Origin of the sequence: Micromonospora sp. CA-263727, from assembly GCF_050942455.1 — a bacterium.
Classification (GTDB): Bacteria; Actinomycetota; Actinomycetes; order Mycobacteriales; family Micromonosporaceae; genus Micromonospora.
This window is the reverse complement of record NZ_CP192031.1, coordinates 3,970,187-3,981,510: the sequence shown is the minus strand read 5'-3', so window position 1 is coordinate 3,981,510 and position 11,324 is coordinate 3,970,187. Positions and strand designations below refer to the sequence as shown.

The 11,324-nt window shown below is 70.8% G+C and carries 10 protein-coding genes; 3 read left to right on the top strand and 7 right to left on the bottom strand.

Annotation, left to right across the window (positions count from 1 at the left end):
* The first annotated feature begins 266 nt into the window (after positions 1 to 266).
* On the top strand, positions 267 to 1,619 hold the full coding sequence (locus tag ACQPYA_RS17500) for a Tat pathway signal protein (RefSeq protein WP_433528156.1): 1,353 nt from the start codon (positions 267 to 269) through the stop codon (positions 1,617 to 1,619).
* Positions 1,620 to 1,626: 7 nt separating this feature from the next.
* Here the strand turns inward: ACQPYA_RS17500 and ACQPYA_RS17495 are convergent, their stop codons facing one another.
* The 4 genes from ACQPYA_RS17495 to ACQPYA_RS17480 form a co-directional block, all read right to left on the bottom strand.
* Positions 1,627 to 2,514 (bottom strand): carbohydrate ABC transporter permease, encoded by an 888-nt coding sequence (locus ACQPYA_RS17495; protein ID WP_433528155.1) that lies wholly within the window; start codon positions 2,512 to 2,514, stop codon positions 1,627 to 1,629.
* Positions 2,511 to 3,593, bottom strand: a complete 1,083-nt coding sequence (locus tag ACQPYA_RS17490; RefSeq protein WP_433528154.1) for a carbohydrate ABC transporter permease — start codon at positions 3,591 to 3,593, stop codon at positions 2,511 to 2,513. The genes ACQPYA_RS17495 and ACQPYA_RS17490 overlap by 4 nt, the downstream gene beginning before the upstream one ends.
* 76 nt (positions 3,594 to 3,669) lie before the next feature.
* Complete coding sequence (locus tag ACQPYA_RS17485) at positions 3,670 to 4,920, bottom strand: sugar ABC transporter substrate-binding protein (RefSeq protein WP_433528153.1); 1,251 nt, start codon at positions 4,918 to 4,920, stop codon at positions 3,670 to 3,672.
* A gap of 32 nt (positions 4,921 to 4,952) precedes the next feature.
* The gene (locus ACQPYA_RS17480) at positions 4,953 to 5,945 is read right to left on the bottom strand and encodes a LacI family DNA-binding transcriptional regulator (protein WP_433528152.1); all 993 of its coding nucleotides are present in this window, start codon (positions 5,943 to 5,945) and stop codon (positions 4,953 to 4,955) included.
* Positions 5,946 to 6,086: 141 nt separating this feature from the next.
* On the opposite strand from ACQPYA_RS17480, the gene ACQPYA_RS17475 reads away from it, so the two are divergent.
* Together ACQPYA_RS17475 and ACQPYA_RS17470 are read left to right on the top strand one after the other, a co-directional pair.
* Positions 6,087 to 6,638, top strand: coding sequence for a glycogen debranching N-terminal domain-containing protein (locus ACQPYA_RS17475; protein WP_433528151.1), 552 nt, complete (start codon positions 6,087 to 6,089; stop codon positions 6,636 to 6,638).
* Between the two features lie 233 nt (positions 6,639 to 6,871).
* Positions 6,872 to 8,203, top strand: a complete 1,332-nt coding sequence (locus tag ACQPYA_RS17470; RefSeq protein WP_433528150.1) for an amylo-alpha-1,6-glucosidase — start codon at positions 6,872 to 6,874, stop codon at positions 8,201 to 8,203.
* A gap of 113 nt (positions 8,204 to 8,316) precedes the next feature.
* On the opposite strand, the gene ACQPYA_RS17465 is transcribed toward ACQPYA_RS17470, so the two are convergent.
* Genes ACQPYA_RS17465 through ACQPYA_RS17455 form a run of 3 tightly spaced genes read right to left on the bottom strand, consistent with a single transcriptional unit; the run spans position 8,317 to position 10,969 of the window.
* Positions 8,317 to 9,156, bottom strand: coding sequence for an ABC transporter permease (locus ACQPYA_RS17465; RefSeq protein ID WP_433528149.1), 840 nt, complete (start codon positions 9,154 to 9,156; stop codon positions 8,317 to 8,319).
* Positions 9,153 to 10,148 (bottom strand): aliphatic sulfonate ABC transporter substrate-binding protein, encoded by a 996-nt coding sequence (locus tag ACQPYA_RS17460; RefSeq protein ID WP_433528148.1) that lies wholly within the window; start codon positions 10,146 to 10,148, stop codon positions 9,153 to 9,155. Before ACQPYA_RS17460 ends, ACQPYA_RS17465 begins: the two co-directional genes overlap by 4 nt.
* Entirely contained in the window at positions 10,145 to 10,969 is an 825-nt protein-coding gene (locus ACQPYA_RS17455) for an ABC transporter ATP-binding protein (RefSeq protein ID WP_433528147.1), read from the bottom strand. Before ACQPYA_RS17455 ends, ACQPYA_RS17460 begins: the two co-directional genes overlap by 4 nt.
* Between the last annotated feature and the right edge of the window lie 355 nt (positions 10,970 to 11,324).

The following is an 11,324-nucleotide window of genomic DNA, read 5'->3' as shown; positions in this document are numbered from 1 at the left end:
ACACTCATTCCGAGCCGTCAGGGCCGCCTTGTGCTCGGTGTGCGCGGCCATCACTGACATCACCGTTGCGTTCTCGCTCACCGACGGTGCTGGAACGGTCATCGCCACGCTCACCTCCCGTGTCATAAGGTCTACGTGTAGTGAACTGGCTCGCCATCACCGTCGGTAGCCTGATAGGACACTGGGCATGTTGAACGCGTTGAACGCAGATCGAGCAGGAAGGCCGGCGGATGGCGCGGACGCCGAGGCAGCGCAACGAGAAGTTGTTGGCAGCAGTCAAGGAATGCCAGTGGTCCTATGACGCGTGTGCGGCCGCCGTCCGCGCTGTCGCCCGCGAACACAACGATGACCTGTCGTCCTGCGACCGGTCCCATGTCGGGCATTGGGTCGGCGGGGTAAGGCCCAGCGCACAAACCCAGCGATACCTAGCCGAAGCGATCTCTCGTCGCCTCGGCTACGTGGTCCATCCAACCGATCTCGGATTCTCCACAGGCGGTAGCCTGGAGCCTGACCTAGGTGGTCTGGACTGGTGGAAGCACGATCCAGCCACCGATCTCCTGACAGTCGGGAGGGCCGACTTGGAGCGACGGGCGTTCGGGCTCACCGCCCTCTACTCGCTGGCAGCGCTCGCCGTCCCTCTGGACTCCTGGCAGGAGATCGCAGAGCGTGGACGACGGGCGCAAGGCGGCGATGTCGCCGTGGGCCGCAGCGAGATCGCCGCTGTACGGGACATGCTGGCTGTGTTCGGCAAAGCCGACGAGCGGTTTGGGGGCGGCCACGCCCGCCTAGCAGTGGTCCAGTACCTCACCTCCGATGTCGCCGGGTACCTTCGCGGAAGCTTTTCCTCTGATGCCGATCGCAGGGCCATGTTCAGCGCCGCAGCGGAGATGACCTACCTTGCTGGATGGAAAGCCTTCGACTCGTCTCTGCACGGTCTGGCCCAGCGCTACTACGTCCAGTCTCTACGTCTAGCGAACGAAGCCGATGACCGGGCACTCGCCGGATTCACGCTGCGCGCTATGGCGCACCAAGCCGTTGACCTCGGCCACGGGCAGGAAGCACTTGAACTCGCCAGTTCATCCCTCGAATGGTCGAAGGGAAGGGCAACGCCGGCCGCGACCGCGCTCTTTACTATCCTCACTGCTCGTGGCCATGCGGCGACAAGCGACAGCGCGCGCACTTCTTCGGCAATCTCTGCTGCCGAAACCCACCTCTCGAACGCCTCACCCGAAGACGAGCCCATGTGGATTCGTACCAGCGGGTTCACCGAAACCTCCCTAGCCAGCCAAGCTGGCCAGGCCCTTCGTGACCTGGGTGATCTACCGGGTGCCGAAAGGCAACTCCGTCGATCGATCGCCACTCGAAACGCTGAAACGTACCGCCGGATCCACACCCTGACGTTGGCTAATCTTGCCGACGTGCAATGCACGCAGGGACGGTTGAGCGAGGCGGCCGAGAACTGGAACCATGCCATGGACGCGATGGCAGGCGTCAAGTCGGGCCGCGCGCATTCGGCGGTGACGAACATCCGTACCCGCCTCAGTAGCCTCGGCCCGCGCCTGCCTACATTCGCCAAGCGACTCGACCAGCGCGCTGCCGATTGTCTCCGGACGGCCTAACCCTGGTCTATCCCTTGTCGGCTCCCTCGTTGGCGTCCCGGACGAAGTAGCGCTGGAAAAGGACGAAGATGATCGCTACCGGGATGGTGGCGAGCAGCGCCGCGCCGAGCTTCAGCGGGTACTGGGTGCCCTTGCCGAGCGAGCCGCTGACCAGGTCGGCGAGGCCCCGGGGCAGGGTGAACAGGCTGGGATCCTGCACCGAGACCAGGCTGTGCGGAAACTCGTTCCAGGTGCCCTGGAAGGAGAGGATGGTCAGGGTGATCAGCGCCGGCTTCGCCATCGGCAGCACCACGGACCAGAAGGTGCGGAAGATGCTCGCGCCGTCGATGCGGGCCGCCTCCTCCACGCTGACCGGGATGGACTCGAAGAACTGTTTCATGATGAAGACGCCGGCCGCGTCGGCGAGCAGGGGCACGATCAGGGCGGTGTAGCTGTTGTAGATGCCGAGCTGGTTGAGCACCAGAAACTTGGGGATCAGCAGCACCACACCGGGTACCGCCATCACGGCGATGACCGCCGCGAAGAGTCCGGCCCGACCCCGGAAGCGCAGCCGGGCCAGCGCGTACCCGGCGAGGGAGCAGAAGAACACCCGCCCGGTGGTGGCCACCACCGTCACCAGCAGGGAGTTGCCGAGCCAGAGCGGGAAGTTGGTGCCGGTGAAGATCCGGACGAAGCCGTCGAGCACCACCGTGTCGGGGATCGGCGAGAGCGGGTTGGCGGCGGCGTCCGGCTCGGTCTTGAGCGAGTTCCCGATCTGGATCACGAACGGGTACAGGAAGACCAGCGAGAAGAAGACCAGGACGGCGTACCCCAGGAACCGGGTGGCCAGGGTGCGGGCGCCCTGGTCGCCGCGGCGCCGGGTGGGCGTCGTGGGCCGGTCGGCCAGTGTGGTCATCTCGCGGATCCTTCCGATGCGCGCCGGTGCCGCCGACCCCACCGGGGCCGGTCGGGGTCCCGGTCGGCCATCACCCGGCGCTGCACGAGGGTGAGCACGATGATGATCAGGAACAGCACGAACGAGATCGCCGCGCCGGAGCCGTACTCGAAGTCCCGGAACGCGGTGCGGTACGACAGGTAGGCCGGGGTGAGGGTGGTCTTGGCCGGGTCGCCCTGGCTCATCACGTACACCTGGTCGAAGACCTGCCAGGAGCCGATCAGGCCGAGGGTGAGCACCAGGAACATTGTCGGCTTGATCATCGGCAGGGTGACGTGGCGGAACCGCTGCCAGCGGCTCGCGCCGTCGAGCGTGCTCGCCTCCTCCAGCGTGACCGGCACGTTCTGTAGGGCCGCGAGGAACATCAGCATGAAGGTGCCGGAGGTGGTCCAGATGACCAGCGTGATGATGGACATCATCGCGACGCTGGGGCCGGAGATCCACTCCCACCAGCTCAGCCCCAACGGCCCGCCCTGGGTCAGCGCGGCCGGTGGGTTCTCCACCCCGACCACGCCGAGCAGCAGGTGCAGCACACCCCGGGAGTCGGCGAACCACTGTGGCCCGCTGATGCCGAACATCCGCAGCAGGTTGTTGACCGCGCCGGAGTTGGCGAACAGGAACAGGAAGACCACGCTGATCGCCACCGAGCTGGTGACGGAGGGGAAGTAGAAGGCGGTCCGGAAGAAGCTCTTGCCCTTGAGCAGCCGGTTGTTGACCACCAGCGCCAGCCCCAGGGCGAGCACCGTCTGCGTCGGCACGACCAGCGCCACGTAGTAGATGTTGTTGCGGATGGCGGTCATGAAGTCCCGGCGGGCCAGGCCGTCCTCGGTGAAGAGCCGGGTGTAGTTGTCGGTGCCGACGAACGGCACCTGACCGGTGAACGGGCTGCCCTGCCCGTTCCAGTCGGTCAGGCTCACCCAGAGCGCCATCAGGATCGGCAGCAGCAGGAACAGCCCGAGGATGACGATCACCGGCGCGACGAACAGCCAGCCGGCGATGTTCTCGTTGGCGCGTACGCCACGCCTGCGGCCCTCGGCCATCTTTCCTCCCTTCGGCGGGGATAAGCAGGGGCCCCTTCTTAACGCCTGGGGTATAGGAGGGGGCCCCTGCAATCACTCAGCTGCCGCCGAGCGCGGCTTTCGCGTTCTTGTCGAAGTTGGCCAGGATGCTCTTCGGGTCGCCGTTGGCCAGACCCTGGAGACCGGCCTCAAGGTCCTGCAGGACGCTGTCCATCTTCGGGGCGTTCACCGGGCCCTGGGCGTACGCGGCGCCGTCGATGAACGGCTTGTCGGCGGGGAACTCGGCGGTGTACTGGTCGCGGACCGACTCCCGGGACGGCATGACGCCGAACGCCTTGGCGAAGGCCATCTGCTGCTCGCCGCTGGTCATCGCCTCCACGAACTTGATCGCCTGCTCCTTGTACTGGCTCTTGGCCGCGATGCCCCAGCACTGCGTGAAGGAGAGCGTGCCCTTGCCCGCGGGACCCGCCGGCAGCTCGACGACCTGGTACTTCACCTTCGGGAAGTCGTTCTGCATGGCGCCCTTGATCCAGTTGCCCTCGACGGTCATCACCGCGGCGCCCTTGCCGAACGCCTCACCCGACCAGCCCGCGTCGAGCTGCTTCGGGAAGCGGACCAGCCCCTCGGTGATCATCTCCTTGACGTGGGTCAGCGCGGCCACGTTCTGCGGGGTCTCGCCGGTGGCGGACTTGCCGTCCGCGCTGAGCAGCCAGCCGCCGTTCTGTACGAAGAACGCGCCGATGCGGTCGCGGGTGTCACCGAGCACCAGCGGCACCATGCCCTTGGCCTTGATCTTGCGGGCGGCGGCGGTGAGCTGGTCCCAGGTGGTCGGCACGTCGGCGTCGGTCAGGCCGGCCTTCGACCAGAGCTCGGTGTTGATCTGAAGGGCCAGGGTGGAGAAGTCCTTGGGCGCGCAGTACAGCTTGCCGTCGTAGGTGAAGGTGTTGCGCAGGCTCTCGTAGAAGTCGCCGACGTTGCTGATCTTGTCGCCGTACGGTTCGAGAGCGCCGACGCTGGCGTAGTCGGCGAAGCGGCTGGCGTCGACGTAGAACACGTCCGGCGGGTTGCCGCCGGCCAGGCCCTGGCCCAGCTGCTGCGTCAGGTCCTGGGCGGGGACGACGGTGGCCTGGTTGCCGGAGGCGGCGGCCCAGGCGGCGGCGGCATCCTGCACGGCCTTGGTCTCGGCGTCACCGGAGGAGCCGATCATGATTTGCAGGCTGGCCGGCCCGGTGGACTGGGTGGTCTCGCCGGCGGGGTCGTCGAAGCCGCCGCCGCAGGCGGTCGAGCCGAAGAGCGCGGCGGCGGTGAGGCCGGCCACGGCGGCTCGGGTGAGAACGCGGGGTGTCATCGTGCTTTCTCCTGAGGTGAGGGACGGGGAGTTCAGGCGAGGTGCCGCAGGACCAACGCGGGTCGTAGCAGCACCTGCCGCGGGTCGCGGTGCGGCCCGTCAAGGAGGTCGGTGAGCAGGTCGACGCAGCGGGCGGCGGCGTCGCCGAGGGGTTGGCTGACACTGCTCAGGCCGATCGCGGCGGCGACCGGGGTGTCGTCGAAGCCGATCACCGGTAGGGCGGTGCCGGCCGCGCGCGCGGCCTGGAGGGCGCCGAGGGCGAGGGAGTCGCTGGCGCAGATGACGGCGGTGGGTGGGGTGGGCCGGTCGAGCACTTCGCGGGCGGTACGCGCGCCTTTGGCGATGCCGTCCTCGGTCTCGGCATCGAGCCCGTCGGGGTCGATGCCCTCGGCGAGCAGGGCGCGACGCCAGCCCGCCCGCCGGTCGTCGCCGACGCCCGAGCCGGCCGGCCAGCCGAGGAAGGCGATCCGGCGATGGCCGGCCTCGATGAGGTAGGCGGTCGCCTCCCGGGTGCCGGCGGCGCCGTCGACGTCGACCCAGCTGTGCGCCTGCGGGTGGTCCCACGGCCGGCCGAAGGTGACGAACGGGATCTCCCGCTCGGCCAGCCAGGCGGTACGCGGGTCACCGTGGTCGGTGCCGGTGATCACGAACCCGTCCAGGTCGTACGCGCTGAGCAGGTCGCCGTAGGCGGCGATCTCGCGGTCGACGTCGGCGGCGGTGTAGAGCATGACGCGGTAGCCGGCCGCTTCGGCGGTCTCGGTGAGCCCGTGCAGGAAGCGGTCGAGCACCGAGCCGTTGATGCCGTCCCGGGTCGGTTCGATACGGACCGCGATCAGCCGGGAACGGCCGGTACGCATCTGCCGGGCGGCCTGGTTGGCGCGGTAGCCGAGGGTGACGATGGACTCCTGGACCCGTTGCCGGGTCTCCGGCCGCACGATGTGCGGCGCGTTGATGACGTTCGACACGGTCTGCCGGCTGACCCGGGCATGCCGGGCCACCGTGGCAATGGTCACCTTTTCCGCCACATCACACCTTTCGTGGGGCTTGAACGATCCAATTTGGATGGGGCAGGATTGGATCGTTCAAGTTGCTGGAGTGTTTCGGACTCTGCACCCTCCCGGAACCGCCTGTCAAGACGCCGTTCCATAACGAACCTGGAGCCGTACGTGACCGCACGCCACCTGCAACCCTTGCTGCACGATCTGGTGGGAGTCGTGCTCGCTCCCACCAGTGCGCTCGGGGATTCCGCCGGGCAGATCCGGCCGCTCGGCGTCCAGGGCGTCTTCCACGCCGACAGCCGCGTCCTGTCCCGCGCCGAACTGCGCGTCGACGAGCGCGAGCCCGAGGCGATCGGCCACGCGCCGGTGACCGCCCACGCCACCCGCTTCGTCGGCCTGGCCCGTTGGCTCGGCGACCCCGGCGCCGACCCGACGGTCCGCGTCGAACGGACCCGCCGCCTCGACCAGCACGGCCTGACCGAGGAGATCCACCTCGTCTCCACCGCCGCCGAGCCCGTGTCGGCCACCGTCACCCTCGACCTCGGCTGCGACCTCGCCCCGATCGAGCGGGTGAAGACCGGCTTCACCAGCCCGCCGCTGCCGGCCCGGGCCCCGGCGCCGGGCCAGCTCAGCTGGGCCACCGGCGGCGCCACCGTCACCGTCACCGCCGCCGACGCGGCACTCGACCTCGCCGGGGACCGGGCCACCGCCCCCGGCTGACCTGGCCGGTCACCCTCGCGCCCCGGGCCAGCCTGACCCTGCGCTGGCGGCTCACCGTCACCGACCCCCGCGCCGTCGTCGCGTACCCGCCGACCGAGCCGACCTGGGCCCGGCCGCGGCTGCACGCCGACGACCGGCGGCTGAACCGGCTGCTCCACCGCGCCCTCGACGACCTGCACGCGCTACGCCTGGCCGACCCCGAGGCCCCCGGCGACGTCTTCCTCGCCGCCGGCGTGCCCTGGTTCCTCACCCTCTTCGGGCGGGACAGCCTCTGGGGCGCCCGGATGCTGCTGCCGCTCGGCACCGAGCTGGCCGCCGGCACCCTGCGGGTGCTGGCCCGGCGGCAGGGCCGGCGCACCGACCCGGCCACCGGCGAGCAGCCCGGCAAGATCCTGCACGAGCTGCGCCGCGGCGAGGTCAGCCTGCCCGACGTGGGCCTGCGGCTGCCGCCCGCCTACTACGGCACGGTGGACGCCACCCTGCTCTGGATCAACCTGCTGCACGACGCCTGGCGCTGGGGGCTCCCCGCCGAGCAGGTCGAGCCGCTGCTCGCGCACCTGGACGCCGCGCTCGGCTGGCTACGCGACCACGCCGACGCCGACGGCGACGGCCTACTGGAGTACGTCGACAGCACCGGACACGGGCTCTCCAACCAGGGTTGGAAGGACTCCGGCGACGCCATCCGGTTCCGCGACGGGAGGCTGGCCACCGCGCCGATCGCCCTCGCCGAGGTGCAGGGGTACGCGCACGAGGCCGCCGTCAACGGAGCCGCCCTGCTCGACGCCTTCGACCGGCCGGGCGCCGACCGCTGGCGCGAGTGGGCCGGCCGGCTCGCCGCCCGGTTCCGGGCCGCCTACTGGGTGGACGGTCCGGAGGGCCCTCAACCGGCCCTCGCCCTGGATCGCGACAAGCGCCCGGTCAACTCGCTGACCAGCAACATCGGCCATCTGCTCGGCACCGGCCTGCTCGACGGCGAGGAGCAGGCACAGGTCGCCCGGCTGCTCGGCGGCGACGCGCTCTCCGGGGCGTTCGGGCTGCGTACGATGTCCACCCACGATGCCGGCTTCAGCCCGCTGTCGTACCACTGCGGCTCGGTCTGGACCCACGACACCGCCATCGTGCTCGCCGGACTGGCCCGCGCCGGGTTCCACGAGCCCGCCCTGCGCCTGGCCGACGGGCTGCTGGCCGCCGCCGAGGCGTTCGACTACCAGATGCCGGAGCTGCACGGCGGCGATGACCGCAACGCGCTCGGCCGTCCCGTGCCGTACCCGGCCGCCTGCCGTCCGCAGGCCTGGTCGGCCGCCGCCGCGGTGTCGCTGCTGCACGTCGCCGCCGGCGTCTACCCCGACGTGCCCGCCGGCACGGTACGCGTGGCGCCGCTGGCCGGTCCGGGCTTCGGCGCGGTGTCGGTGACCGGCCTGCGGGTCGCCGACGCCGAACTCGGGGTCACCGTCGACGCCGCCGGGCACGCCACGGTCTCGGGGCTGCCGGACGGGCTGACCGTGACCACGGCCGCGATCCCCGCCCAGCGGATCCCGGAGCCGGAGACCGCGCCCCGGCGGTGAGTGTCGCTCGCCGGGCCGGCCACGCCGCTGGCCGGCCCGGCGCCGCCAGCTGGTCGTTCCGCTGCTCCGGGCCGCGACCGCGGCCGCCCCCGGTGCTGAGCGGCGCGGCGAGGTCAGGTCCAGGCTGCGAGAATCCGGCGTTCCAGGAGGCCGAGCAGGGTGTCGGCGAGCTTTCCCAGCACCGCCAGCAGCACGATGGCGAGCAGGATGATGTCGGTGCGGCCGGTGTTCTGGCTGTCGATGAGCAGGAAGCCCAGCCCCATCGACGAGGCGATCAACTCGGCCGCCACCAGGAAGAGCCAGGACTGCGCCATGGCCAGGCGCAGGCCGGCCAGCACCGGCGGCGTGGCGGCGGGCAGCAGCACCGTGCCGAGCAGCCGGACCCCGGTGCGCCCGTACGCCCGCCCCAGCTCGACCAGGTGCGGGTCGACGTGGGAGAGGGCGGCGGCGACGGTGGTGTAGACCGGGAAGAACGCGCCGATCGCGACCAGGGTGATCTTCGGCGTCTCGCCGATGCCGAACCAGAGCAGCAGCAACGGCACCCAGGCCAGGGACGGGATGGCCCGGACCGCCTGGACGGTCGGGCCGAACAGCGAACGGGCGGCCCGGGAGAGTCCCACCAGGCCGCCGAGCAGCAGACCGGCGGCGGAGCCGGCGGTGAAGCCGAGCAGCACCCGCTGCACGCTGATCGCCAGGTGCTGCCACAGCTCGCCCCGGGAGATCAGTTCCCGCAGCGCCAGCAGCACGTCGTACGGCGGCGGCAGCTGGGCCCGGGAGTAGCCGCCGGAGACGGCCAGCAGGTGCCAGCCGGCGAGCAGGGCGAGCGGGAGCAGCAGACCGGCGACGGCGTACCCGAACCGGGCGGGGCCACGGCGACCGGCGGCGACCGGCTCCGGCGTCTCGGCCGGGTGGGTCGGCGGTGGCTCGACCGCCACCGGACTGCTCGCGCTCACGGCTTGGGCCGGGCCTGGGCGAAGCGCGGCTCGAAGATGCTCTCCAGCGCCGTGCGGGCCTCGGCGTCGGTGCGTACGTTGCCGTCGGCGACCAGGATGGGCAGCACCCGCGCGAAGACCTGCTGCTGCGCCGCTCCCGGCACCGGATCGACGTCGAACCGGGTGCGTTCGGCGAGGACGACCCGGGCCACCTCGGGGGAGACCTTCGACTCGCGGGCCAGCAGCGCCACCGCCTCGTCGGGGTGCTCGACGATCCACTGCCGGGCTCGTTCGTAGGCGTTCACCACCTCCTGCACCAGCTCGGGGTGGGCGGAGATGAACTCCTCGCGGGCGTTGAGCACGCCGTAGGTGTTGAAGGCGACGTTGCGGTAGAGCAGCGTGGAGCCGGCGTCGACCTGGGTCTGGGCCATGTGCGGGTCGAGGCCGGCCCAGGCGTCGACGTCGCCCCGCTCCAGCGCCGTCTTGCCGTCGGCGTGCTGGAGGTTGACCACCGTGACGTCGCTCGGCGTCAGCCCGGCCTCGTCGATCGCCTGCAAGAGGAAGAAGTACGGGTCGGTGCCCTTGGTCGCGGCGACCTTGCGGCCCTTGAGCTGCTGCACGGAGGTGATCGGGGAGCCCTTGGCCACCACGACGGCGGCCCACTCCGGCTGGCTGAACACGCCGATGGTCTTGATCGGGGAGCCGTTGGCCCGGGCCACCAGCGCGGCGACGCCGGCCGTCGAGCCGATGTCGAGCGCGGCGGCGCGCAGGTTCTCGTTGGCCTTGTTGCTGCCGGCGGACTGCAACCAGCTGACCGACACCCCGTCGTCGGCGAGGTCGTCCTCCAGCCAGCGCTGCTCGCGCAGCACCAGGCTCGCCGGGTTCCAGTACGCGTAGTCGAGGCGTAGCTGGGTCGTGCCGGTGGCGGACGAGCCGTCGGTGTCCTCGCCGGCCACGCAGCCGGTGAGCAGCAGCAGGGCAGCGGTCAGCACGACAGCGGCCGTCTTCCTCATGGGGTTCGGTCTCCTTCACGTGGTACGCCGAGGCGGTCGAGTAGTTCGGTACGCAGGGTGGCCAGGGCGGAGAGGTTGCGGTCCCGGGGTCGGGCCCCCGGAACCGTGGTGATCAGCTGGATCGTCGACCCCGGCCCGGCCGGCCCGACGGGGCCGAGCACGACGATCCGGTCGGCCAGCCGCAGCGCCTCGTCGACGTCGTGGGTAACCAGCAGCACCGTGGTGCCGGCGGCCCGTTGCACCTGCTCGACGAGGTCCTGCATGCGTAGCCGGGTGAGGGCGTCGAGGGCGGCGAAGGGCTCGTCGAGCAGCAGCACGCCGGGCCGGCGGGCGAGCGCCCGGGCGAGCGCGGTGCGCTGGGCCATCCCGCCGGAGACCTGCCGGGGGCGGTGCTCGGCGAAGGCGGCCAGCCCGACCACCTCCAGCCACTGCCGCACGTCGGCGCGGGCGCTCGCGCGGTCGCGGCCGGGGGAGAGGCCGAAGGCCACGTTGCCGGCCAGGCTCCGCCACGGCAGCAGGCGGGGATCCTGGAAGACCATCGCGGTACGCGACTCCACCCCGCGCACCGGGTGGCTGTCGACGCGGATCTCACCGGCGCTCGGCTGGTCGAGCCCGCCGACGAGCCGGAGCAGGGTCGACTTCCCGCAGCCGGAGGCGCCGAGCAGCGCCACCACCTCCCCGGCGGCGATTCGCAATGTGACGTCGCGGAGCACGTGGTGCCTGCCGCGGCGTCCGGTGAAGGCCCGTCCGACCTGGCGTAACTCGACGGGCGCGGGGTCGGCGTGCAGCCCCGGCGCGAGCGGCGCGACGCTTGTCGTCATGGACACCTCCTTGTCACACCGGGCCGATGGGCTCACAATACCTATATAACCTACCGGCTGAGTAGAGTTTATCGTCGTGCTCTCGTCGGCCGGCACTCGGGGGTGGGTCGTGGACCGTCGCTGGTGGACCGTGGTTGAGCTGCTCTTTCGGGCGGCGTCGAGTGGTCCGTCCAGGGGAGGGAAGGGCCTGTGAGCGCAGTCACAGTCAGGGTGACTCGGCGCGAACACCGCGCTACGGTCCTGGCATGTACCGGAGCACGCGTCTCGTTCGGCGCCGCTTCGTCGACTTCCTCCGGGTGTGTAGCAGCGCCTGTTGAGTCCGACGGCGCCACCGAGCGACCGAACCCGCTGAACC